24 protein-coding genes are annotated in these 26918 nt (G+C 36.6%); 1 reads left to right on the top strand and 23 read right to left on the bottom strand.

Features of this window, described 5'->3' with window-relative positions:
* Positions 1-7: 7 nt before the first annotated feature.
* From AC3B5D_RS01900 to AC3B5D_RS01810, 19 genes are all read right to left on the bottom strand, one after another.
* Positions 8-3484 carry a bifunctional glycosyltransferase/CDP-glycerol:glycerophosphate glycerophosphotransferase gene (locus tag AC3B5D_RS01900; protein ID WP_489839785.1) on the bottom strand — a complete coding sequence of 1159 codons (3477 nt, stop codon included), beginning with the start codon at positions 3482-3484 and terminating at the stop codon, positions 8-10.
* The gene (locus AC3B5D_RS01895; protein ID WP_489839786.1) at positions 3481-4860 is read right to left on the bottom strand and encodes a hypothetical protein; all 1380 of its coding nucleotides are present in this window, start codon (positions 4858-4860) and stop codon (positions 3481-3483) included. The genes AC3B5D_RS01900 and AC3B5D_RS01895 overlap by 4 nt, the downstream gene beginning before the upstream one ends.
* A gap of 1 nt (position 4861) precedes the next feature.
* Positions 4862-5302 carry a hypothetical protein gene (locus AC3B5D_RS01890; RefSeq protein ID WP_489839787.1) on the bottom strand — a complete coding sequence of 147 codons (441 nt, stop codon included), beginning with the start codon at positions 5300-5302 and terminating at the stop codon, positions 4862-4864.
* Between the two features lie 20 nt (positions 5303-5322).
* Positions 5323-6546, bottom strand: a complete 1224-nt coding sequence (locus AC3B5D_RS01885) for an SGNH/GDSL hydrolase family protein (RefSeq protein WP_489839788.1) — start codon at positions 6544-6546, stop codon at positions 5323-5325.
* A 32-nt stretch (positions 6547-6578) separates the two neighbouring features.
* Positions 6579-7025 (bottom strand): glycerol-3-phosphate cytidylyltransferase, encoded by a 447-nt coding sequence (tagD, locus tag AC3B5D_RS01880; protein WP_489839789.1) that lies wholly within the window; start codon positions 7023-7025, stop codon positions 6579-6581.
* A 23-nt stretch (positions 7026-7048) separates the two neighbouring features.
* Positions 7049-11029: a CDP-glycerol glycerophosphotransferase family protein gene (locus AC3B5D_RS01875; RefSeq protein WP_489839790.1), complete on the bottom strand. Its 3981-nt coding sequence runs from the start codon at positions 11027-11029 to the stop codon at positions 7049-7051.
* A 19-nt stretch (positions 11030-11048) separates the two neighbouring features.
* Positions 11049-11789, bottom strand: a complete 741-nt coding sequence (locus AC3B5D_RS01870) for a hypothetical protein (protein ID WP_489839791.1) — start codon at positions 11787-11789, stop codon at positions 11049-11051.
* 60 nt (positions 11790-11849) lie between these two features.
* Entirely contained in the window at positions 11850-12239 is a 390-nt protein-coding gene (locus AC3B5D_RS01865) for a hypothetical protein (RefSeq protein ID WP_489839792.1), read from the bottom strand.
* A 12-nt stretch (positions 12240-12251) separates the two neighbouring features.
* Complete coding sequence (locus AC3B5D_RS01860; protein WP_489839793.1) at positions 12252-13076, bottom strand: ABC transporter permease; 825 nt, start codon at positions 13074-13076, stop codon at positions 12252-12254.
* Positions 13077-13081: 5 nt separating this feature from the next.
* Entirely contained in the window at positions 13082-14362 is a 1281-nt protein-coding gene (locus tag AC3B5D_RS01855; RefSeq protein WP_489839794.1) for an ATP-binding cassette domain-containing protein, read from the bottom strand.
* A gap of 14 nt (positions 14363-14376) precedes the next feature.
* Positions 14377-15207, bottom strand: coding sequence for a hypothetical protein (locus tag AC3B5D_RS01850; protein WP_489839795.1), 831 nt, complete (start codon positions 15205-15207; stop codon positions 14377-14379).
* The gene (locus AC3B5D_RS01845) at positions 15200-16033 is read right to left on the bottom strand and encodes a LicD family protein (protein ID WP_489839796.1); all 834 of its coding nucleotides are present in this window, start codon (positions 16031-16033) and stop codon (positions 15200-15202) included. Before AC3B5D_RS01845 ends, AC3B5D_RS01850 begins: the two co-directional genes overlap by 8 nt.
* A 311-nt stretch (positions 16034-16344) precedes the next feature.
* Positions 16345-16683: a heavy metal-binding domain-containing protein gene (locus AC3B5D_RS01840; protein WP_489839797.1), complete on the bottom strand. Its 339-nt coding sequence runs from the start codon at positions 16681-16683 to the stop codon at positions 16345-16347.
* A 26-nt stretch (positions 16684-16709) separates the two neighbouring features.
* Entirely contained in the window at positions 16710-17681 is a 972-nt protein-coding gene (locus AC3B5D_RS01835; RefSeq protein ID WP_489839798.1) for a hypothetical protein, read from the bottom strand.
* A gap of 122 nt (positions 17682-17803) precedes the next feature.
* A complete protein-coding gene (locus AC3B5D_RS01830; protein ID WP_489839799.1) occupies positions 17804-19264 on the bottom strand; it encodes a helix-turn-helix domain-containing protein in 1461 nt (486 codons plus the stop codon).
* A 104-nt stretch (positions 19265-19368) separates the two neighbouring features.
* Positions 19369-20322 carry an NAD(P)-dependent oxidoreductase gene (locus AC3B5D_RS01825; RefSeq protein ID WP_489839800.1) on the bottom strand — a complete coding sequence of 318 codons (954 nt, stop codon included), beginning with the start codon at positions 20320-20322 and terminating at the stop codon, positions 19369-19371.
* Positions 20323-20427: 105 nt separating this feature from the next.
* Positions 20428-20871: a peptide-methionine (R)-S-oxide reductase MsrB gene (gene msrB / locus AC3B5D_RS01820; RefSeq protein WP_489839801.1), complete on the bottom strand. Its 444-nt coding sequence runs from the start codon at positions 20869-20871 to the stop codon at positions 20428-20430.
* Positions 20858-21403 (bottom strand): peptide-methionine (S)-S-oxide reductase MsrA, encoded by a 546-nt coding sequence (msrA, locus tag AC3B5D_RS01815; protein WP_489839802.1) that lies wholly within the window; start codon positions 21401-21403, stop codon positions 20858-20860. Before msrA ends, msrB begins: the two co-directional genes overlap by 14 nt.
* A gap of 48 nt (positions 21404-21451) precedes the next feature.
* Positions 21452-22084: a hypothetical protein gene (locus AC3B5D_RS01810; protein ID WP_489839803.1), complete on the bottom strand. Its 633-nt coding sequence runs from the start codon at positions 22082-22084 to the stop codon at positions 21452-21454.
* 153 nt (positions 22085-22237) lie between these two features.
* Between AC3B5D_RS01810 and AC3B5D_RS01805 the strand changes: the two genes are divergently transcribed.
* Complete coding sequence (locus AC3B5D_RS01805; RefSeq protein WP_489839804.1) at positions 22238-23476, top strand: aminopeptidase; 1239 nt, start codon at positions 22238-22240, stop codon at positions 23474-23476.
* A 65-nt stretch (positions 23477-23541) separates the two neighbouring features.
* On the opposite strand, the gene AC3B5D_RS01800 is transcribed toward AC3B5D_RS01805, so the two are convergent.
* The 4 genes from AC3B5D_RS01800 to AC3B5D_RS01785 all read right to left on the bottom strand — a co-directional run bounded on the left by AC3B5D_RS01800 (position 23542) and on the right by AC3B5D_RS01785 (position 26917).
* Positions 23542-24588, bottom strand: a complete 1047-nt coding sequence (locus AC3B5D_RS01800; RefSeq protein ID WP_489839805.1) for a KxYKxGKxW signal peptide domain-containing protein — start codon at positions 24586-24588, stop codon at positions 23542-23544.
* A gap of 147 nt (positions 24589-24735) precedes the next feature.
* Positions 24736-25626, bottom strand: a complete 891-nt coding sequence (locus tag AC3B5D_RS01795; RefSeq protein WP_489839806.1) for an RluA family pseudouridine synthase — start codon at positions 25624-25626, stop codon at positions 24736-24738.
* Positions 25627-25705: 79 nt separating this feature from the next.
* Complete coding sequence (locus AC3B5D_RS01790) at positions 25706-25906, bottom strand: cold-shock protein (protein WP_150190573.1); 201 nt, start codon at positions 25904-25906, stop codon at positions 25706-25708.
* Between the two features lie 258 nt (positions 25907-26164).
* Complete coding sequence (locus tag AC3B5D_RS01785) at positions 26165-26917, bottom strand: DUF4811 domain-containing protein (RefSeq protein ID WP_489839807.1); 753 nt, start codon at positions 26915-26917, stop codon at positions 26165-26167.
* Position 26918: the final 1 nt, after the last annotated feature.

The following is a 26918-nucleotide window of genomic DNA, read 5'->3' as shown; positions in this document are numbered from 1 at the left end:
ATATTACCTATTCTTTATTGACTTTTGGCCAAATTTGATTGATTATTTGAACACTAGCATCCCCATTATCAAATTGACAGAATCTATTTTTAAATAATTTTATTTTATTAGAATATTTGCTACTAATAATTTCAAATTTATTTAACCATTCTTCTAGTTCTAATTGTTTCTCAAAAAATGGTCCCGGCGCAATTTCTTTCAAATTAATATTCAAACCACGTTCTTTTATATATTCGTTATAATCAAAAGCGAAAAACATCATTGGTTTATCCAATAAAGCATAATCGAACATAACCGATGAATAATCAGTTATTACAGCATCTGAAATTAAATATAGATCTTCTATACTTACGTCTTCTGGAGCATATTGAATTTTATCTTGAAACTGTCCATTTAAATTTGTCCATTTTTCATAAGCATGTGACCGAATTAAAACAACCATATTATCCGGAATACTCATATATAAAGAATGAACATCTATATATGAATTAATATCTGTTTTCCCTTTTTTTCGCCAAGTTGGCGCATAAAGAACTATATTCTTATTCAGAGGTAAGTTCATCTTTTTCTTCAAAGATTCCGAATCTAGGTTAGCAGTTGCTTCTAACAATAAATCATTTCTTGGATATCCAGTTTTCAATAATTTAGGTCGAACATTATATGCTTTTTGTGCAACCTTTGCTACGTAATCACTTGGCACAACTAAATAGTCCCAATTTTTATTTTTACGTAAATAATTGTTGTACGATTTATCCGTCCAATCTGATAGGACTTCGAATCCCATTTTTTTCAACGGTGTTCCATGCATTGTTTGAATTTCCACCTGATCTTGTCGCTTAACTCTTGCACTTTCTTCAAAATTTACATCGTTAACAAAGTACTTTGCCTTTGCTAAATAATACCAATATTCCTTAGTATTAAATGAAATAATTTTCGTTCCTGGAAAGACGTCCTCGTAATCACTAATTGCGTCGGCTATTACGATTACATTATTATATTCCGGATGAATTTCTTTGAATTTATAATATAATGCACCAGGGTTTGATTCAAATTTATTTCCTTTTCCCCAGTAAGAAGACCATACTACAGTATTTTCTAATAACGGTTCTTTTAGCCATTTCTGATAATCATTTTCAAGAAATGTCTCATATTCACCTATTTGTCTTTGTCGGTAAACGCGATTATCAGTTCTTTTTAAAGCAAAACCGCCTAATTCATAACGATTAACGTCCCAGACTAACCATCCAATTTTTCCAGCAGCAAACCAGCTATTTTTCACCTCAAAAGTATCCGGCCCCCAACGTAATAATTCATCAGTCTGATATCCGTCTTTAAAGGTTAACCTTACATGAAAATTTAACCACGGCTTATTTCCAAAACCATTTTTAGTTAGTGGAAGATTTAAATGATATAAGTCTTTACCTATTTTTACTGTATTCCAAACTAAATTCGGAAGTTTTGGATCTCCAAGAATTGTAACAGTAGATGCTTCATTTAGCCAACCCGATAACCTAAACGTCAAGTTCAATCTATCTTTAACAATTTTTACACTTGTTAAAATTGGATAAACCCATGTTACTTTATGAATCGCCAATCCTTCATTATTTGCAAACGTTATTTGTAAACTGGCATCGTTTTTATAATGTATAGGTACTGAACCATCATAATAAACATTCTCAGGGACTCCAGTTGTTACTGGTATTTTCACGAATTTCCAAGCATGTCTTGCTGATGTGTCATATGTTTTTAAAAAATGTTGCACTTCCAGTGGAAAATATACCACATTTTTAAAAACTTTTAATTTTTTTTTATTTTCATTAAACTGTAAATACAAGTCATCATTTGAACTATTATATATCAACTGATTCTTGGCATTTTTTCTCAAAACTGCAACGTTTCTGATAATCTTTAATTGCATCTTCCAGGAATTCGTATCATACATTAATGAGTAGATATTATCTTTTAGGGAAACATACGTGTTTGGTCGTGACTTTTGTCCGCTAATAGGATTTTTTATAAATTCTTTGAACTGAACTCCATCTATATTAACAGTCAGTAAAAAGAAAAAATTCTCTTCAAAAGAAATTATATCATCTAAAGGAAGTTTAAATTCATATTCTGAAAAATCATAATTAAAATCTGCCCCATTTTTGTTGAAATGACTTTTATTGTATCCATAAGTAGCCGTAATTCTATGATTATATTTAAATGTAATACTACCAACACTGTCTTGTAAGACATTCTGATTGCTATCTAACAAAGATACTTTTGCATTTTTAACAAATTCAGGGCGAGACATATCTGAAAACTCAGCATAACAAAAACCATTAATAATTAGTTGATTTTCTGAAAAAACTGCTTTTTCAACTTTTGGAAATAGTTTCATATCATTTACTGCAACTTCTCTAGTAAATGACGAGATACTGCTCGTTAACTTGTATAACCCATTTTCCCAATACCCCTTATACAAAGTATCATCTTGTAAAAAGTTCAATGTCAAATGACTGAATTCTTTTACAGAATTCATCTTTAAAACTTCTTTAAAGTAAACTAAATCATGAAAATTTGCTCTATTAAGTTGTTCTTCACTAAACAAATTTAAAAATTTCTTCAAAGCGTTAAATATTTCTGTCTGTTGTTCTACTGTAAATAGACCAAATTTGTCTTTTGCATACATAACAATAATGTCAAAATTTAAGAACTTATCAAGTTGAGCATCAATAATTGTTTCTGATGCATTATATTTTTTTAAATCATTAATTATTAACGTCATAGCAAATAAACGATCAATAAGCGGTTTTGTTTCGTTACTAGCCATTTGTGTGATAGATGGTGCTCCAAAATCCCTAGACCTCCACATATACATCGTATCCGTCATTACATCAATAGACTTTGCAAGAGTTAGTGCAGGAACAACCATTGGCATATCCTCATATAAAATACCTTCTGGTGTAAATAATTTATTCTTACGAATAAATTCAAGCTTATAAATTTTATTCCAAGCAGTAGAATCCCAAACCAATTCTGGATGATCAGAAAACTTAACATTTCTTAAATCTTTTATTTCTGCATTTGAATGTATCCATGAGTTCCAAATTCTCTTACTGTTAAATCTCTTTGTACCACCTATCAAAATGTCACTATTTGTATCCTGCAATATATCCAAAGCTTTACGATAACTACCTTGAACAATTTCATCATCAGGATCAAAATAAGTAATATATTCCGAATCTGCTAACTTAGTTCCCCTATTTCTTGATGCACCTAACCCACCATTCTCAAACAGATGATATTCAAATGTATTCGGATATTTTTTTACATACTGTTTGGCAATTTCCGCTGTTTTATCCGTAGAACCGTCGTCAACCAAAATCACTTGCATTTCTTGAATGGTAAGATTCTGCAATAATAAAGTATCCAGTGCGTCTTCTAAAAATAAATCAACATTATACATAGGTACTACAACTGCTAATCTTTTTTTCATTCTTCATTCTCCATAACAACAATATTATTCAATCTAGACACCGATCGATGCTCCACACCTTTATCAATCTGATAATAATTAAAATAAATATTATTTATTTCAAAAATATTATCGTTTTTAATTGAGAACTGGAACTCATTTTCTACATTAACTGTCTGAGGATGTAACCTATCATCACCTTTAAAAGTTACAAACACATCGTTTATTTCAATCGCTTGTTCAGTACTAAAAATTAATTTCTGTCCCTTTATTTTTGATAAAACGTTTAGTTTATTTGGGATTGCATTTACTTTTTGTAAATCACCTATCTTATTAAAACTTCTAAATACCTCAGAAGTACTATTTTGGTATACAGTATGAATTCCTTTGTACATTGAACTATTTTTCGTAATATCTATATCAAGTTTTATCCAGCCATAATCTTCTAGACTCACCTTAATTTTTTTAAACACAGGTCTCTCTTTGTACTCTAAATATACGCTCTTTACAGACACACCATTTGGAAACAACAACCTAGTTTTACCATCAGTAGCAGAATAATATTTTAAATTATTTATACGATTCCATTCGAGTTGACGAATTACATTATTTTCAATTCTTGTTATCTGTAACTTTTTATTATCTCCAACTACTATCCCATAGATTACATCATTATTAAAATCATTTTTGTTTATCAGTCTAACTGTATAACCAAAACCAAATACTAAATTATTTATAATAGATTTCGTAAAAAAACCACGTACTCTACCATAAGACCATTCTGTACGTAATTCTCTACACCGTCCCCACCTTTCTAAAACAATCTTATAATTTGAATTATATTCTTTTTGATAATCAAAGAGTAACTCAATATAATTATCATTCAGCTTAAATCCATTAAAATTAAATGATTGCTTTGTACTTATTGATGCTAATTTACTCTGCTTTGACAACTCTCGCCTCTTGAGTTGCAACATGGCTCTCCTATATGATTTTGAAAAATATATATACCCAGATATATTACCATTTGGAATAATATCAAAATGTCTTAAATTAGAATCTAAGTTTTGAGCATTGGGCAAAAGAGGTCTTACCGGTCCTTCGTCACTAACAAAATAAATATCATACTTAATATCACTATCAAAAATTAAATTCTCTGGAATTTTTAAATTCAAATAAACACTGTGATTATTTTGATAAAATTCTAATTTGTATTTTTTTTCACCCTTAACGATATAAATTTCTTTAATTCGAACATTATCTGTGAGTAAAAATTCAATACGATTATCATCAATTCCGCTCACTTTGACTAATTTAATATCTTTTCTTTGTGAATTTGTTGTACTTTTACTTTTAATTTTTCGTAAGAAATGTGTCATCATATTTTTATCACTCATGCTATTCAACTCCAAACTGATCTGATTTTAAAACAAACAAGTTTCCAACTATAGTATTATGTTTCAGTACAATTTTTTTTAAACCATAATTAATAAACAAGGGATTTATTTTTTCACCATTACCAAATAATCTATTGACTAAAAGTAACCTTTTATTACTTACTAATCCTTTATCGGGCTCGAAAATGCAAAATTCATCATTAGATAAATCCAACGTTATTCCTGTATTTATTGCCTCTGGCTTCAATACTTTTTGTAAATCTGGATTTTCTCTAAATCCCTTAAGTTTTTTTGGTAATTGCAAAATATTAATACCTTTGAAAAAAGGATTATTTACTGCCGAATCAATAACTACATCTTCTGACAACGTTAATTCATATCCTGGTAAATTTTTTGCTCGTTTAAGAGTGATTTCTTGTCCTTGCTCGTTTAAAAATTTCATCGCACAACTCCATTTTTATCTTAAATTTCTAAGGGTTCTACTTGTACAAATTTATTATCATGCCATAAATAAATTTGATCTTTTAATGAGACATAGTGCTTTAACCAAAATTCATTAAACTGTTCACTAGTCATTTCATCTGACCAACTATTATCAAAATTATTTATAGAAATTTTATTTTTCTCACCAAAGCACATAAATGGTACGTTATTTGAATTAAATAATTTTCTTTCCTTTACGGATAACTTATCTAATTCACTGTTGTAACGTAATGGTGCCGCATAATATTGATAGATATTAGTTATCTTTAAGCCTGCTGGTAATTTATTATTAGATAATAATTCGTCTAAATTTGTTTGGTAATTTTCATCTAAAACGAACCACAAAACTTCAGCTCGTTTTCCCTGCATTGATTGCTTTCTAATTTCACTAAATAGGGATTGTCGCATTTTAGAATTTTCAAACAAATTACCAGTAAAAATAAATTTAACCGTTTCTCCAAATCGCTGTGTAGGCGATTGATAACCATGACGCACAAAATCAGTCAAACATTTCGCAATCTGTTTATGAATTGGTAACGTAAAATGATCACGACCATCAACATATTCATCAATATGATTACCCAAATGATAATCACGGATATCAAAGACAGCAACTTGTTGTTCTTGGTAAACTTCAAGATAAGCAGCGACCATATCAGCATAAGTAAAACCATTTGGCCCAACTAACTGCCAAGCCGGTTGATGTTTACGAAATGCCAATGTTTCAATCACACCCACTAATTGGATTTTATGATTATATTGACGAATATTACGAATATTCTCACGTAATTTATCTTTCACTTCATCCAATGTGTGCAATGAACCATCCGGATTGGGTTGTTTCCAATCATTATTACCAAAGGCAATCAACGCAACATCCGCTTGTTTAATTTCCTTAGCATAGTGTTTAATGCTACCTTCAAAACTATGTGTCCAACCAGCAAGTTTATCTAAATGATGTTGCCCTTTAAATTGACCTGTACCGGTTTCAGCAAAATTTTCTAACTTATGTGCATTTAAATAATACGAAGCTAATTTAGCATAAACAACATCGCGATATGGTGTCTCTTCCTTTACTAACTCTTGACCGGCCACAATACTATCACCAAAAACAATCACATTTTGGTCTGTCCAATCGTGATGGGTTGCGCCTTGACGCCGTAAATATTTTAAAATTCGTTTTATTGTACCTTTAAATGTCATACGGTTAATGGCCTCACCTTGAAAGAAAATAATTACTTCCCTGATACATCAATCTGTGATGTATCAACATTCGTTGCTAATTTTTTCTTGTTTAAATCATTCTTAATTTGTGACGTTGAAATTTCTGGTGTACGTGGTAAGTAAACAACTTCAGTATCGGTTTCATCTTCAATAAAATCAAATTTACCAGCCCAATCGTCCCCCATAACCAGTGTATCAACATGGTATTCTTTCATATCTGAAACTTTTTGATCCCAGCTATTCTCGGGAATAACCAAATCAACATAGCGAATAGCTTCTAGCAACTGCTTACGCTTTTCATATGAAAAGTAAGTCTTCTTTTGCTTTGAATCCCAATTAAATTCATCAGATGACAAAACAACAATTAGATAGTCACCCAATTGCTTTGCCCGACGTAATAAATTAATGTGCCCGTAGTGTAACATATCAAATGTCCCATAAGTAATAACTCGTTTCATGATGCCTATCTCCTTTTTCATGTTTATTTTATTAGACTATAAAAGGCTTGTTGTGCCTGCTGTTGATATTTTTCAACATCAAACGGTGTCATATCAGCTTGTTGTTCCATTGTGAACAACATCTGAGCAGCAAATGCTTTTGATGTCACATCTTGTGTTAAGATGCCATATTGCTGATTACCCAATACGCCAACATTAGCAGCAATATTCGTCGCAACAATTAAACGATTTTGCATCATTGCCTCTAACAACACCATCGGTTGTCCTTCATATAATGATGGGTGGACAACAACATCAGCTACCGCTAAATAATCAGCCGGGTTATCCACTTGACCGGTAAACAATACAACATCATGAATACCTAATTGCATAGCTTGATGTTCTAATTCATGTCGAATCACACCATCCCCAACAATGATTAACTCTGCTTCTGGATGCAGATGATATACCTTGGCAAACGCCTCTAGTAACATTGTTTGGTTTTTCTCGGGTGATAAACGACCAACGGCAACAAACACAAAGTGATTATAAGTTGCCCAGTTATGACCATCGACATAAATTAATTGGTTTGATACTAAATTCTTAACATCCTTCAATAAATATTTTTCACCAGTATCAGCTATTAAACTTAATCGACCATTTTGTCTTTGTAAACTTGTTAGATGCAACTCACCCGCTTGCACATCAATTTTACGTGTAATCCATGGTTGATTTAAATTCGCAACTGGTTGCACCACATCAACGGGTAACGTATCCGCTTTTAATGTCACTGTTGATTGTTCTTCAACTAAAGACTTCTCTTCAAATGTCGTTTGCTTGATTTGTGGTTGCTGAAAGACTTGCTCAGGTAACCACATATATTGCCCATTAGTCACTGCAAAAATCATATAGTTATTTGTCTGCCACTGCCAAATTCTCGCTAATTCAATAATGTCATTAGCAATTGTGATCGCTTGTTTTGGTTCATCATCAAATCGTGTTGCATATTGCGTATCAAATGATTGGATCACTTGATAATAATAATTCGCATGACTGCTATCTAAGATCCAAATAAGATCAGTTGCCAAGGTAATCTGTTCACCTAATGATTCAGACATTAATTCATAAACTTGCGTCCGACCAACAAATTTTGCTTTTGCATATCCAGCAACAATTTTTAAATCATCCGGCACAATACCAAACTTCAGTTGAATGATATCTTGAGCAACCGTACTGAAAATTAATGATTGCGCAACATAATCTTCTAATGGTACAGACAATTCACTGGTCAAAGGCATCATTACTTTTTGTATCGTCACTGATCGTGCACTAACCCACCACTGTTTTTCACTAACTTTAACGCGATAATAAGTGCCCACACTCGTCTGGGCTAACGCCGTTGTCATGTAGAACTTATGCGTATCACTTAATGTTCGTTGTTTCAAACCGCGTTTACTCAACCCTAATGGTTGATTAGTCAATGTCACAGGTTCACGAATGGTAAATAGTTTATGAATCCCTGTATCATACCTTTGCTCAGGTACTTTATCTGATAATTGATTCCATCCCCACTGATACAACGCTAGATGCTTATTTTTCTGCATTGGTAAGATACTCGAGGACTTCAACCAAGCCAATTGTTTACGTTTTGGTAATTTGATTTGATAGTAGGAACCATCCGCTGTATCAGCTTGGGCGACAATATGCACAAACGTATGATTCAACCACTTGGCTTGCCCGATGACATCAGTTGAATCGTTACCTTTTAGATACGGTGTCTGAAATAACCGACGTTTGTTGTTATATACCCAACCAATTTGTGGCTGACTGTGTTCCTCTAATAATTCATTGGTTTCTTGCACATCAATATCGCGAGCACTCACCCAACCACGTGGTAAATCATTAATGGCTAGTTTATAAAAATAATGACCATCAATTCGCGCACGACCAACGACACGTAGGTTATCCGTTTCATTTAATATAGTCGTTATAAACTCCTGATCATCAATATTAGCCAACGCATGATACATTTGAATATCACTTTTATTCACTGTGGCTAATGCTTGATAATCTTCACTCAATATTTTCTGCTCTTCATGGTCAGTTTGCTGTTGGTTTGGTAATGTTAATGAATTTGGAACAGCAACCATCTGTTCTGGACGCACGTATTTTGCTAGTTTCTGTTGATTGATTTGCTTTAACGTTTCAGAAACGGAAACAATTTTATCGAATACTGGATATAACGTGAACAATGCACCCAACTTTTGTGCATGCACTTGCTTACCATTAATCACTTTTTGTGAGTCAGCATATAAATCATTGTGTTGATAAACAACAAGTTGCTGACGCGGCATTACCGCAAATAATTTTGAACCATTATACGAATAACCAGAAAAATCAATCAACGTATCGAATTCGACACTATTGAATAAACGATCCGTTTCCCGCCGATAACCTTGTTTGGGAATGTGTCTATCAGACCAACTGTTCATCCCATGAGTACTAACATAACGGTCTTGCTTATGCTCTGGACGGGTTAAGGCCGTCACACCAAAACGATAAATTAAGCGCACCCGTTCATCTAATTGATTGACGTTATTAACAATTTCATCTTGATTGTTGTCCCAGAGTAAATAAGTCACATCATATTTATCATAATCGAGGTTATGACTTAAATTAATTGCACTCGTTGTAATCCCATTGTTACCCATACCACCAGGATAGATTAAAATTTTAGGCTTATCTAAATCAGCTGCTTGACGATGTTTGACGGTTGTCACTTTTGCCTGATTAAATATCGTTGCAACGATACGGCCTGTGACATGCCCATCATCATATGGCACCACTTGTTGTTTTAATGTCCGATATTTTTGTTGATAATCATATTGCACTTGAGCAATATCCTGTAAACTGCTACCCACTTCTTCAATATCATCTAAAACAGGTCCTGGTAACTCATCATCATTAAAATACATGCCCCGGTAATGGCTGTATAATTCATGATCCCAAGCATAAAAAATAATTGGCTTATCAGTCACCATAAAATCAAAGAAAATACTTGAGTAATCAGTAATTAAAATGTCCGTTATCCCCAAAATAAGATTGGCATCCATTTCATCAGGCACCAAATATGGCTTTAACGCTTGATGACGACTGGCTAATTGATAAGCATATGGATGCACCTTAACCAAAATATTCTTGTCAGGGTTTAGTCGCTGCAAGACTTTCATTTCTTCATATATCTGATTAATACTACCAGACGGATTAGCGATTGACGTTCCTTTCCACGTTGGTGTATACATCACAACGGGTTTTGTTTCATCGATTTTAACGTGTTGTTGTTTCAAATAAGCTAACGTCTGTGTTTGATCATTTGCGTAAGTTAAATCAATACGCGGATAACCGCCTTCTAAAATATCACCTTGATACAGCCCGTTTAACTTATAACGATTTAAAAAAACAGACGATGTGTGCGCATTAGGTGACAAAATATAGTCAGCCATTAGTAAATTACGTTGCACATTTTTCAAAGATGTCTTTGAACCTGGAATATCATAACCCATATATTTTAAGGGGGTTCCATGCCAAGTATTAATGTAAATTTGGTCTGGCTTTTTATGCCAAAAAGATTGGAATGTTGAATTAGTAATCAGGTACTTTGCTTTTAAGAGCCATTTCGCATATGTCGTTGTATTACGCTTTACCCATGTTATTTGTTGTTGCAAATCAGCTGGTATATTAGCGACCATTCGTGCCAGATTCTTTTGACTATCATCAGTCACGACCCACACATGGTGCAGATGGTGATAATCGTTATGTGATGCCAAATAGCGAAAAATAGCCAATGGTGAATCAGTCATTGACTGACCATCGCGCACTTCATAAAGCACAACATTGTGATCAACGTTTGTCTGATCGTAATGACGAATGTAGTATTCACGTGTTTTCTTCAAATCAGAATATTTATACGTCATCGCTACTTCAGCAATGTGGGCCACTCTTTTTACTTTTTTCTTTAAATCCATGCTTATTTCCCACCAAATCTCACATTAGAAAGACCTTTTTAACGTCATGTTTACTTTCAAATAGCACGTCATAATGCCGGTTTAAATTAATGACATAATCATCCGGCTCAATGATGCGATCAAACCATTGTTCATATAAACCAACTTCATCATAAACAATGGGCTCATCCCAACCGACTAGTTGATAATCTGATCGCAAACCGCGGTCGTCAAAGTGCACAACTAACTGTGGGACTAAGGCCGTATCAACATATTCATCAGACAGTGGTAACTTTGTTTTCGTATCAAAATGACGAATGACCTGTACATTACCAGAACTATTAACTGACACTCGTTGATGTGGTCGTTTTTCACCTGGTTTCGCAAAATCAACCGCGGTCACTTTACCTGCTTTATTTGTAATGATGGCAATTCTAACTTCACCATTTTGTTTAAACACACGTTGACCAGCTGGCGTTGTTTCAACAACCATTTTTTGATTACCAATGTAATTTTTTGTCAATGTATTAACGTTATCGCGAACATTGCTGTGTAAATACTGTGAAACATAAAAGCCTTCAATTTGTGCTCCAGGGAATTCTCTTGATATTTGTTCATACTCATGAATAAGTGTGTTGTAATCACCTTTATAACGTGGATCTAAGATAGTTAGCGACACTGAACTACCAATTAATTGACTCATATTAGCAACATATTTTTTAATAATGCTAATATCAGTTTTTCCCAATTTCTCAATAATGATTTTCACGTGATTATTCATGTGTATATCCTTCTTTAATTTTCTATATGTATCCAGACTTAATAGCCTGGTTTTATTAATTTAGTTAGCATATATAATAAAATCTGAATTATGATCTGGTTTCCCATTAATAATTGGACTTATACGCCAACCCTCTTTAATTTTTTCAACATAGTATGACCAAGAATGATTTCCTTGATTTAAACTAGCTATAATTAATCGACCTCGAGTTCTATTTGTATATCTGTTATCAACAATAATGGTACGTCTGCCATCAGCACCTTTTAACTCATTATTAGAAAATTTAATCTTCGACCATCTATCTGATTTTGTTGTCTTATATGTTCCGCTTGGAATAATTGGCGTATTGTCCGCATAACCAAACACATGTGCACGTTCAGCAAATGCCCCAATCATAATACCAATAATTAAAATCGCTAATACTTGAATAACACCTAATTTTCTTTTCATTATTTCTACCTTTTATATAAAGTCCATGAAACGATTACGGAAACGCATATGAATGTGTGCTCCAACGACCAACAGGATAATCGTAATTCCCCAAAACAAAAGATTAGCCGTCATATTGTGCCAAAACCAGACTGGATTTTCCAACACCGTTTCCCTAAATCCGTGAATAATAAAATAAAGCGGATTAAGTTTTAAAATATTTGATAGTAACAATGGAAAACTAGGGCTATCCACTGGTATAATGACCCCTGATATCCACATGCCAACACGTAGTATTGCAGCATAAGCATTATAAAAGTCAGGAACTAACACCGTTAAAGTTGATGTTACTAATGATAAAGCATATAGAAATAAAAACATTGCAATGAAATAATAAAAAAATTGTAACCAATAAATGGTGGGCTTAACATTCATAAACAAAATGGCAAAAAATGCCATCCCCAGCATGATAAAGAAGCGTCTTAACTCTGTAACTATTTCAGTCATCGGAATAGCTGACAAAGAAAATTTCATGCGTGATAACATGTTAATTTGTGATTGAATACTTTTTGCTGATTTTTTCATTGCAGCTTCCATAAAAAAATAAATAACCATGCCCAAAGCAATCCAGGCAACGTATCCCGATAAACCGGTCGCGTTGGGATTACTTTTATCACCACCACCACGCACCGCAAACATGAGAATCATGATTCCAATTTGTAATGCTGGATCAGCAAAATGCCAAAAATCACCTAAATAATTTTGTCGATACGTTTGATCATTGTTATAACGTGCAATCCGTCGAACAACCGGCCAACTTTTGATCAACTCTTTAAAAATTTTCCAAATATCTTTCAAAATAACTACCTCTCGACCGGTAAGGTTAACACCTGTCCAGGTGTGACCACTTGATCTGTTAAATGATTGGCTTGCATAATTGCTTCCACTGAAATATTAGTCTTTTCTGCAATGCCTACTAACGTCTCACCGTCTTGAACGGTATACGTATTTTGTGTCGCCTCATAAACAGGTGCTTCTTGTGGCCTTACTGATCCACCACGGCCATGACGTTGATCTAACTGCGCTAACTTTGAGGGGGCAAAATTTGTCACTAAATGTGTCGGATGCGCTACGACATTGGCCCACGACATGTTTAATAATTGCTTGTTAATCAGACCAACCGTCAATACAATCATGACTGTTAAGAAAATACGCGTTAACCAACCCATTTTTTCATTATCTTCAATAAAAACATGTTCATTTTCTTTTTGACGTTGCAGCGCAATCGTGGGATCATTTAGCATTTGTCGATTCAGTTCAATTTGCTTCAAGTGTGCCAACGTAAATGTTTTCTGTGCCTCTTTATAACGTTTTTGGTACGCTAACCGTTCATTTTCTGAAAAACGGTTGAATCGCTTTAAGAAATGTTCATATTCTGGCATCACTTCATCAATGGGACCATCCATCCGAATATCACCATAATGCATCCAAATCACACGATCAGCCATTTGGCGCATTTGGGCAACTGAATGTGATACGAAGAAAATTGTTTTGCCCTCTTCTTTAAAGCGTTTCGTTCGTTCCATAGATTTCTGCGTAAATGTTGGATCACCAACAGACAAGGCCTCATCAATAATGACAATATCTGCATCCGAATAGACAGAAATTGCAAATCCCAATTTAGACTTCATTCCTGACGAATAAGATTTAACCGGTTGATCAATAAAATCACCCAGTTCAGAAAACTCAATGATATCATCCATCTTGGCTTCAATTTCTTTTTCTGTCATTCCTTGCATCAAAGCTTTTAAACGAATATTGGCCCGCCCAGTTAATTGGGGACGCATACCAGCACCAATCGCAATAATGGAGGTTGAGCCGTTAATCGTCATCTGACCACTCGTTGGTTGCGTTAACCCGGCCACCATCTCTAACAAGGTTGATTTACCAGACCCGTTGGTTCCAATCACCCCGATTGTTTCCCCAGCATGCGCCTCAAAAGATACCCCTTTGACTGCCCAAAAATTAGGAATACCTTTACCCCAGAATTTAAAGACAGCTTTTACTTTATCTGATTGTCGTTCTGCCAAATCAAATCGTTTGGTCACATGATTTGCAACGACCGTTAATTTTTTCTCAGCCATTTTCTAACCTATCTTCATTCTCCAATATTACCAGTCGTATCACTTTGTTCATCCGGTACTGAGGTTGTATCAGTTGTGGCACTATCAGCCGATGCTTGTGTGTCAGTCGTACCATCATTCGTTGTGCCACCATCGGTCGTTGTTGTATCAGTTGATGGTGTCCAAACCGGTTGATAATCCGTTGACGGTGTCACGTCCGTCACCGTTGTGTCCGTCGTATCACTTTCTGTCACATCTGATTCAACTACTGTTTCTGAACTGGTATCTTCAACGGCCGTATCTGACACAGCCGTATCGTCGGATGTTTCAGAAACAACTTTACTAGATGATGAACTTGAAGAAGCAGTCACCTTTTTATGATTACTCTTCGATACCGTAATATGTTTCACAACCTTATTTTGACCACGGGTTGCTGTGACAGTATACTCACCAGGCATCACAAAAGTGACCCGTATATCTTTTTTTTCTTTAATTGGCTTGTAATCTAAGTCATGTAGTTGTTTATGACTACTATGTATTTTTATTTTTGTATTTGCCGACACGTGAATGGTCACTTTTGCTTGACCGTTTTTAATACGCACCTGCTTATCATTTATATGGACAAGTCCAGCTTCATAAATTTGTTCAGCTTGCAACTTTTCTTGGTGTGCCACCACTGCTTGATGAGCTTCCTTTTCCTTGTTCATTGAAAAGCCAGCAATCACTGCAACAATGACACCAAACACTAGGAAGAAATGGCCCATTCGCTTAGAACGATCTACTTTCTTAATATATGAAAAAATTGTCACAATTAAGCCAAAGATTGCAACAACACTAGCTATGAGTAGTATGTATAAGCTAATCATGTACTTCTACTCCTTTATAATAGAAACGAGCGTGCGTTTTTCGTTTGCGTTTTGCTGGTAACTGTTGCCAATCGCCATACATCTGTGTGAGGTAGTGCTCACTATCAGCAGGAATGTAAACATCTAGATTTTCAAACCTGACTGACTGACGATTTTGGTAAATCATCAACGGAAAATTTTCTCGCGTTTTATTCAATCCCTGCACAATATATAGACTATACATATTTGATTTACCCGCATAATGTCGGTTCATTTGCCGTGCCAATACATCCATTTTATGCACCCACCAGGTAATTGCATGTCGTTGCGCGTACTTGATGATCAATGGCTTTAACCACCACCCAGGTTCATGTTTTGAAATCGCTATTCGTCGCGTAGAGTTACGCATCACATCGAGATACTTCATTCGGTAATAAGCTATTCGCTGTCCGAATGAAGTTCTTGGTATGGCATCAATTGGAAAAACATCAACGTAGACACCGTTATGGACGACAGCCCACTTACCATTTGCCTGAGTTTGTGTATCACTCACTCGGGCATAGGCATATAACCAGTCGTGTGTATTCGTTGGGGTCAACAGCTCATACCGTTTATTGATCGGTTGATATTCCTGAATAAAACGTTCATATTCATCTCTTGGTAATGCCACATCCGCATCATCATCCCATGGTATAAAGCCATGATGACGTACTGCGCCCAAAGCACTACCACCCGTTAAAACATAATGATAATCATGTTCATTAAAATATTTCACCATATCAGACAAAATCTCTAACATGATTTTCTGTACATCATGTACAGTCAAATATTTTAAATCTTTGCCCATGGTATGACTCCATTCCCCATCACTTTTTAGTTATGCCCATTAACCTTGATTAACCATTATGAAATGATTAAATTGACTACTTTTTTGCATCGTCTTATTTTTTTATATTTACAAAAAAATAAGACATCACGTCTCGAATATTTTTAGTTTATATCAATTTTGTGCAATCTGCAACTGATACAGTGCCTGATACCAGCATTTTTATCTTTTTATACAAAAAAACTGAAACACAGCATTGTGCTTCAGTTGGAATATAATATTCTTCAATTTTTGGTTCTACGTTATTTCGTACTGATGGCTAATCTGCCAGATTAGTCATCGCTATCTTTTTCAATACGAACAGCCGTACCGTAAGCAGCGACTGAATCACCAATAGTGCCTGATGATGAATCAAAACGCATCATGATAACAGCATTGGCACCCATTTTTGCTGCAGCTGTCCGCAAACGATCGATTGCATCATCTCGTGCAGTATCTTGTAATTTCGTATAACCTTTAATTTCACCACCCACAATTGTTTTCAGTGATTGACCAAACGATGAAATGACGTTACGTGAACGGGTCGTTAGCCCAAACACTTCACCGAAGGTTTCAACGACATGATATCCAGCAATTGCTTCTGAGGTAACAACTAATACTTTTTCTGACAAAACATTTTCCTCCCTATCTCTAACCATTAAATCGTTGCGGTTGATGACTGGCTACTACCTGAAGAAGATGAACTACCACTTGAATCATCATCGTCATACGAACCATAGATTGAACTATCGTCACTACCATACTTGTCAGAATAATAATCCATCATCTTATCTTGTACGATCGTCGTCAATTGTGACGTTGACTTAATATTCTTCTTAGCTGGCATCTTCACACGGTAATTATCATCACGCTTGGTTGTCGTTTTGAAATTTATCCGCCCCACTTCACCATCTTCTTTACCTGAGAAGTCCATTTTCATCAAACGGCCCTTGTCACCCAACGTCATATTAAACTTCAAATGCTTAACATCGTTCAATGAAGACTTCGCCTCTCGCCACTCTGATTTCGTGATTTCTTTACCAGATTTTGTTTTAGCAATGGTCGTCATAAGGCTCTTTAAATCAGCTTTATTCAGCTTAACTTGATAGCCATCTGCGACTTTCTTAAACTTATGACCATCTAGGTTTTTAAACCAGGCCACTGTTTTATCAGTGTCTGAACGTACTTGGGACGTCTTAACATTTTTGTATGATGAATCGACATCTGAAGCACGAAGCCAATAATGATCAACTGACTGCAATACTTTAGACATACCATTTAACCCATACGCCTGATAAGAACTCTTCAAAAAGGCCGCTGAAATGTAAGCCGTGTGTTTATTGGCCTTAATGCGCATGGTTTGTGACTTCTTTTTTTCGTTTAATGTCATAACCATATCCATTTTATTTTTATCTTTCGCATCAATTTTGATTTTGCCCTTAACGCTCGACGTTGCATCTGCATCACCACTAGTTTTTGCGCTAAAGTTTGCAATATTATCATCACTCTTTGAAAGCTTGGTTAAGTTTGTTTCAAATTGGCGTTTCGGCGTATGTAATACGGCGTACGTGCCGCCAGCGGCTGCCACAACCACAACGACTGCAGCACCGGCTACAACTGTCTTGTTCATGATTTACCCCTCCTATTGATACTCCCCCAACAGAAAGTCAATTACTAAGTAAAATAAGTAACAACTTTATAACAGAATTGTAACAAAAAAGGCTGTAAATGACCACTATTCACACTTAAATATTAAATTTCATTAAACCGATGCAATGTTAAATCAACAATCAATTGTCGTAAAGCTAATCGTTCTGACCACTCCGGAATGGCATGCCAAGCAAACCCTGGGACTTCTTGGCTGAGCGTGACGTTAGACAAATAAATATCTGTCTGATCTGTAAATTCATGGGTAATCACGATATTTAAAGCATGCCATTGCATGACCATCTGCTTAAGATAGTCTTCTAAGGCTGACATACCAATTAAATCAATTGTAATCGTGATGACAGGTAAAATATCATTCACAGGTAATGCTTTGATAAAGGCGTTCAGTAAGGGACTGAACATCATTGCTAGCAAATCATCTTCACTATACTGAAACACGGCTACTAGTTCACTGATAATGCGCTTTGTAAAAGCCGTATGAATCGGATAGGCCTTGCTCTGGAAATCCAAATCATAGGTCGTTCCCATGTCATAGGGTGGAAAATACTGTACGCGAATCAGCAACGGTCCAATTAATGTCATCAATTCCTGGCGCGGCAACATATCTTGACCAAAAAAATCTTGATATGCCACTGTTATCTGATTGATCACCTGATTAATTTTTGTCTGATTATGCAGCGTTAAATCTGATAAATAATCTGCTGTGGGCACAATTCCCAAAGCATAACAAACAGCAACACCATAACGCAGCTCAGTATCTAACATTGTTTTACCAACTTCTGAACGAACCTTCAAATAAGTGCAAAACTTGTTAATCAACTCTCGCGCTGCCGGATGTAACTCTGCTGTTGGTCTTAGTAAATTGTCTTCAGTCTCTTGAATCTGGTGACCCGCCATAAAACGCGTATACCAAACACCAATGGTAATTTCTAAAATACGCTTAATCGTTGCCCGAGTTGTCAACAGCGGCACCAATTCTTGTTGTACCTGTTGCGTATATTTTTTTGTATCAGCCGAAAACGGTAATGGTTGATTTGCGTACACTAAATAAATCAACTCAATCATTAATGTGCGAATTCGTTGCTCGTCACCAATTAACTGATAGTTGTCAGAAATATCTATTTGATATTGTTTTAAATGTAGCCGCATTTCTTCCTTGGTCATACGGACAACCGTCGTACTTGAAGAATGACGAAATGCAATCGTTTCATTAGAGTGTACATCTTCTAAAAAAACATCTAATAATAATTCAAATTTTAATGATTGTCGTAAATAAAAGCCCTTCAAAGCCGCCACACTAACTAATTGCAAGTCTTGTAAAGTCATTGTCCGATTTGCATCTGACACATCAATAAAGGTCTGTGTTGACTTATTCATTTCTTGATAATCAGCATTTAGCTGTTGCAATGCTTGCAAGACACGGTAGCGTGACCACCCCATTGCAGCTATTAAATCCTTAATTAGGAATGTTTTGCTTTGGTGGGTAATTAAATATCTATGTAATGCTAATCGTTCTTCATCTTTTTTTGAAAGTAACCAATCCATTTTGTCCACTCTCTCCACTTAAATTAGTCATACACACATGATACCTGTATTGTTCGTCGTTAATTCGCTAATTTTTCAATTTACGTAAAAAAATAAGTCAGACATTAATAACCCTTTGTGAGATCAACAACATTTTCTACTAGTGGCTTTTGATTTAAGTAAGCGGGTAAATTGGCGAGTAAAATACCAAAGACATCCCCCGACCGTCGCTCTGGATAAGTATGGTTTGCCCACGATGTATGTTGGGTCAACAACAAATTACGCTGCTGCCATAACATTGAATCTTCTGGCAACGGTTCAACCGTTGTCACATCCAAAGCAGCATAACGAATACGACCAGATTGTAACGATGCAATCAATTCTTTTTCATCAACCGTACCACCACGTCCCACATTAACAAGCAAAAACAATTCACCCCATATTTTATGATTTTGCGCATTAAAAAAGCGGTGCGTTGCTGGCGTGTCTGGTAGCGTATTAATAATGACTTGAATCCCATCCGGCCAAACCGATAATAAATCATTTAAAGCAAAGACCTTATCAAAACCAGCCACTTGGTGTCCTGATGAATTCACACCATAGATGGGCATACCATATGGTGATAAATATTCTGCAATTTTTTGACCAATCTTACCAGTCCCAAAGATAACCGTTGGCAATTCATCTAAAGTGTATTGATCTTCATATTCACGCCAAACATGACGATCTTGATAAACATGTAAGCCTCGTGCAAAATGCATTAAATAACTCACTGCTGTTTGGGCAATCTGGGCTGCTTTCACACCACTCGCATTGGTCACCAAAATATGCCGTTTTGCAAATGTCTTTAATGGTAATGCATCCACACCGGCACCTTGATATTGTACCCAGCGTAATTGATTCGCTGGATTTCCTAAGATTTTTTTACCTAAATCAGGCGACCAACCATAACTAATTGTTACTTGTGACAATTGCTGATCTGTCACCGTTGCTGGTGTGACAACGCCAATTTTTTTTTCAGTTAATTGATCTGTCTCTTGTTCAGTTAATGGTTGAACAGCTAGTAATAACTCCTTCATCTTGAAATGCCCCCACTTTCAATATTTATTAGGTCTGAAAAACCACCTTCATGTTTCTGACCATGAAAGTGGCTTTTTTTGTTAGTCACCGATATAACTAAATTATTATTCAGTTTTAAATAATGATTCATATGCTGCGTAACCTTGGTTTGCTAATTCGGCAACTGGAATAAATTTCATCGCTGCTGAATTCATACAATACCGTAAACCACCCTGTGCAGCCGGACCATCCGTAAAAACATGTCCCAAATGTGAATCTGCTTCAGTTGATCGCACCTCAGTTCGATACATCCCATGTGACGTATCAAGATGTCGTTTTACTGCTTTTTTCTCAATAGGCTTGGTAAATGACGGCCACCCACAACCAGCATCATACTTATCTAGTGAGCTAAATAAAGGTTCACCACTCACTATATCGACATAAATCCCATCCTCAAACCAGGCATCGTACTGATTATTAAAAGGTGTCTCAGTGGCTGCTTCTTGTGTGACCGCATATTGTTCTGGTGTCAATTGTTTGCGTAAATCCGCTTGACTAGGCTTTGTCATGCTTTGTCACCTCCTTATCTGACCAATATTTTTGTTGATACTTTTTACGTGGTATCATCATTAACATTTCACGTAATGGATTTTTCTTATAAAATTGTTGATGCGCTTCTTCTGCATCATAAAATGGTTGTGCGTCTGCAATCGCTGTCACAATTGGTTGATCAAAGCGTTCTGATTCATCTAGTGCTTGTTTTGATGCCGTTGCAATTTGACGTTGTACGTCGTCTTTTACAAAAATGACGGGGCGGTAGGTATCCCCACGATCCGCAAACTGCCCCATGGCATCTGTTGGATCTGCTAGTTGCCAATATAAATCGACCAATGCTTGATATGAAATGATATCATCATCAAACCATATTTTAACAGCCTCCGTATGACCTGTGACATGTGCAGCCACCTCATCATACGTTGGATTAGGTACCGTACCACCTGTATAACCTGAACGCACTTTTTCAATACCCGGTAATGTTCCAAACGGTTCAACCATGCACCAGAAACAACCACCCGCAAAAATTGCTGTTTGTCTTGCCATTATCGATACCCCCTTGGTATTAGAATACACCATTTATTGCTATATCTATTAATCATCATCTTTACTTGATGATTTTTTGGCATCATCAGCTGCTTTTTGTGAGGCTGATGATGCAGAAGAGGCTTGTTTATTAGCTGAATCAGCATTTGCTTTAGCATCTGCAACCGCTTGACTCGCAGAATTTTGCACCACTTGAATAGAAGCATCAGTTTCACTCATTTGTTTTTTAAGCGCTTTTACTTCACTATCTTTTTTATCAACGGATGCTTGTAATGATGACACAGATGCTTGATACTTACTGGTATCTTGTTTAGCAGTTACAAAACGTTGATTCGTTTTAGCTGCTTTTTTTAGTAATGCGACGCCACCATCCGTATCAATCGCACGCTGATAAAGATTCTTTGCTGAAGCCCAATTTTGTTTCTTGATTGCTGTATCCGCCCGTTCCAAATAATTTAACTGTTCATTAGCTGTCCGATTTTCTACTGACACATGGACCTGTCGAGATGCCTGATAGTGTCGCTTAGCTGTTGCCCAATCTTGCACTGCGACCGCATCTCGCGCTTTGTTCAATTCTCGTGAGTATGTGTGATCATCACTAAACCACATAATGGCTAAATAACCGGCTATGATAATCATGACGAGTCCAATTACTGATAACGCAATTTGCTTTCGACTCATGATACCCTCCTTCAATCGGTATTTGTTGCATTATATCATGAATCGTTTGAACCAACAATTTATGTCATCACTGCGTTGATCTTCTGTCTAAGGTTTATTCATGACTCAGTTTCCTGTAAAATGAGATTTAACTTAAAAAACGGAGATAGTATTATGACAATGAAACATTTTGACCAATTACTCGATAAATATGCTGATTTGATTACACGTGTTGGTATTAATGTCAAACCTGGACAAGACATTATTATTTACGCTGAAATTGATCAAGCGGACCTTGTTCATCGCATTATGGCTGCCGCTTATGAATTAGGCGCTAATCAAGTTCTCGTTGAATGGCAAGACGCTATTCTACAACGTGAATTCCTAAAACATGCTGATCAAGCAACACTAACCAATATTCCTGCTTGGGTATCTGTGCGCGCCGAATCATTAATGGCCAATCAAACCTCTCGAATTTCAATTGTGTCTAGCGACCCAGATGGTTACAGCGATGTGCCTAGTGACCGCGTATCATTATATGAGCAAGCCTTCCAACAGGCAAATGCTGCTGTACGTCAAGCAACAATGAATAATGATGTCGCTTGGTTAGTTGTCTCAGCAGTTGGTCCAGAATGGGCGCACAAAGTTTTTCCTGACGTTTCACTAGCTGAGGCGCAAGATAAATTATGGCAAGAAATTTTTAAAATTAATCGGATTTCCTTAGATAACGATGTCATTGCGGATTGGCAAGACCATATTAATACCTTGAATGAAAAAGCAACTTGGTTAAATCAACAAAATTTCCGAGAACTACGCTATCATTCTGCACAAACCGATTTAACGATTGGCCTCGCTGAAGATCATGTTTGGGAAGCTGCCGAATCATATAGCAAGGCTGGCAATCGTTTCGTGCCAAATATGCCCACTGAAGAAGTCTTTACAGCGCCTGACTACCGCAATATTCACGGAACAGTCACTTCAACCAAACCGCTGTCATATGCAGGTGTCTTAATTACTGATATTAAACTGACCTTTGCTGAGGGGCATGTCACAAAAGCCGAGGCTAGTACAGGTCAAGAGACACTCAGACAATTGATCAAAACAGATCGTGGTGCTTCATCATTAGGTGAAGTATCATTGGTACCGCACGATTCACCAATTTCAAAAGCAAATATTGTTTTCTATACAACTTTAATTGATGAAAATGCATCAGATCATTTGGCACTCGGTACTGCCTACCCATCAAACATTAAAAATGGTACGCAATTATCTGTTGCTGAACGCCAAGCCAAAGGACAAAATGATTCACTGGTTCACGTTGATTTCATGATTGGTTCTGCTGATATGGCTATTGATGGTATCACCCAAGATGGTCAAATTGTTCCCGTTTTCCGTCAAGGAAACTGGGCCTAATTGTCACATTCACAAAGAAAAAATGAGATTTGGATGTTAATATCCAAATCTCATTTTATTTTTTATTAATTAGATACGCCGACAATGACATTACCTACTTGGGCAAAACCAAAGTGCGTTGAGCTTGCACGCATTTCCCAGTCTCGGTGACCGGTACCAGATGCTGTTGTCATGTTTGTTTCGTTATACCAAGCATCAACAACAGATGAACCTGCACCAAAGCCGATTGAAATGACTTCATTTGCATTACTCCAGTGTTCACTTGGAATTGAGCCACCATTATTGGCAATTTGTTGGGCACGTGCCTGTGCCTGTGCTGCCAAATCTGACGACCATTCTGTTGTCATACCACTACGCTTTGCCTTCAGTGCCGCAAAGGTTGCATTGTCCACGTTACCAGCAGTCGTTGTTGATGCTGATGTCGTAGCTGTTTGTGACTGTTGTTGTGACGCAACCGCTTGACTAGCGACAGCGTTTGAAGCTGCAACGGCAGAAGCATTAGCGGCAGCAGCCGATGATGCTGATTGGGCAGCTGCGGCTGACTCGGCAGCGGCTGAAATTGCAGCTGATTCTGCTGCCTTTGCTGCAGCTTGAGAAGACGCAACACTTGCAGCAACTGAGGCAGCATAGGCTTCAGAAGCAGCGACTGATGATGCAACTGCTTGACTAGCAGCCACTTCAGAAGCAGCAGCTTGACTAGCGGCAACATCTGAGGCAACAACTTCATCACTTGCTGGTGTATAAGCCGTTTGTGTTGGTGCAACTGAGGCAGCAGATGAAGTTGGTACAACCGCACTACCATTAAATTGTTGACCACTAATAATCAAATCTGGATTAGCAATCCCATTAGTGGCGGCAAAATTTGCAACGGTATCATTCGTTGCCATTGCTAATGCCCAAACGGTATCACCAGATTGAATTTGATAATTATTCATCCCACCGTTTGTTGCAACTTGTGATGCAACTTGATCAACTGTATTTGCTTGCCATACATCTGCAGAAGCAGACTCATTTGTGCCGACAAACGCAACACCGGCAGCAGTTGTTGCAACGGCAACTGCAACCCATTGCTTACCTGCTTTATACATTTTCTTGTGTGACTTAATTTGCATTGATGAAGTTTCCCCTTTAGTAATAACGCGTTTATGCGTGTTTAATTTTCGTTTAATTCCTAACGTTTCTTAATAATACCAAAAGTTCTTAACAAAATCATTACAAATTATAGGAAAACTTTTAAATTTCTTAATAAATCAGCCGATTTACTTAAAATTCACCGGAAAATCAGCCGGTAACTGCGCCCCAATCGATTTGACAACATTTGAAAATGGGATCGGTAATTGTACAGCAGCTGAATGTAATAACAATCTATCATTCATTGGTTGCGGATTGTACAAAGTATCCCCAATCAACGGATGACCAATGGCGGCCATATGCAGACGAATTTGATGCGTCCGACCAGTTTCTAATATTAACCGCACAAGCGTATATTGATAAAGACTTTTGACGACTGTCCAGTGCGTCACGGCATTTTTCGCATGAGCACCATTCACTTGTCTTAACCTGTCATTGGTTGGATGATCACCAATGGCGAAATTGATCGTGCCATGGGTTTCATCAAAATGTCCCACCACCCACGCTAGATACGTTCGTTTAATCTCTTTATCATGGAGCATTTGATTTAACATTGGCACCACATAAGGTACTTTGGCAATAATTAACGCACCGGTCGTTTGACCATCTAAGCGGTGCACCATATAAGCATTTTTCCCTTGTTGCGCCAAATAAGCCTGCGCAAAATTCATCATTGTCCCGTCTTCACCTGGTGAATTGGGATGCGTCTTCACGCCTAACATTTTGTTGACAACCAACAAGTCATCATTCTCAAATAACACATCTAAATCACGTGAATCATCAGGGACATAGTGTGAATCAGGTGTGATAAAATCCGATGGTAACCATTGCATGTGTAATTCATCATATGGCTTTAAAATTGTCGACGTTGGTTGATAGCGTCCATTATGTAATAACCGTCGTTCAATTCGAAAATTACCGCGAATACGACGTGGCACACGCCATCTGATTAATTGTTCCTTAATTGAAACCGCTGGCTGATCTGCAGGTAACTTGATCGTTTTTTCCCATGTTATCATGATGCAATCTCCCGTTATCAAAATAAAAAAGCCTAGGAGAATCCTCCCAGACTTCATTATTGTTTAAGCTGACTACTGATTACAACTTAGTAACGTTAGCAGCTTGCAAACCACGGTCACCTTGTTGTACTTCAAATGATACAGCTTGACCTTCTTCTAATGACTTGAAGCCATCAGTTTGGATTGCTGAGAAGTGTACGAATACATCGTCCCCTGACTCACGTGAAATAAATCCGTAACCTTTGTCCGCGTTAAACCACTTTACTGTTCCTTGTTCCATGTCTGAAACCTCCTGGCATCTTGCCATAATATTAATAATCCAAAACGAAGATGCCCTTATTTCCGAGAAACATAAAACAAAATCTTTCAAACTATGCTTTAAGTATAACACGTGTTTAGATTGAATGATACACAGATTTTATATTATTATCAGATAACTTATTACGAAAGCGTTCATACCGCCACATAAAATCTATTAAAAAAACACTGACAACTCAATCATTAATTATCGATTAAATCATCAATGTTTTTATTTGTACTATTGTAACATTTGCTTCATCGCACTCGCTGTCATTTCTGCAGTGACCGTTTTTGTGTACTCAGCAACATCATTTGCACTCGCCTTTGGATTTGCTTTCATATAAGCAGCAACCTTGGCTTGAACAGCTGATCGCATTTTAGCTTGCGTTGCTGCTGCAACTGCCTTGTTTTGGCCAGCAGCCTTTTGCTTGGCTGTTAATTGCTTAGCTTGCTTTGCGTTCAAAACAACCCAAGTCTTATCTGGTACTGTCACTGTCGTTGTTTGCTTAACTAATGAATGACCTTCACCACCGAAAGCTAACATCGACTTAAAGAAATTATTGCGCCATTCCCAACGTGTTGTCACTGTTTTAACCGTGGCTTTATTCACATCAGCTGTCTTATAAGTTGCTCGCTTGTGAACAGCTTCAGCCATTTTCTTTTTATTAGGTACAAAATGGGCTTTTGCTTTACTATCTTCACGGTCAGCATAGACCATCACATAGTTATCGGCTTTAGTTCCTAAACGCTGCGTGATCAACATCCCTGCTGGTGATTTTGAACCACCTGCTGAATAAATTGTCTTTTCAGTCGTTGTTGTCACTTTCTTCATCCCATAATGAGAATTCATGTTTGCTGTCAATAATAGAACCGTTGCTGCCAATAAGACAAATGAAATCAGACCAGCTACAAAACGTGTTGGTACATGCTTAATGTTAATCCATGACACGTATGTTAATACTGTAAATATTGCTAGAACAATAATAATCATG

The organism is Weissella sp. ESL1177 (genome assembly GCF_058107185.1).
This window is presented reverse-complemented; position numbering and strand designations above follow the sequence as displayed.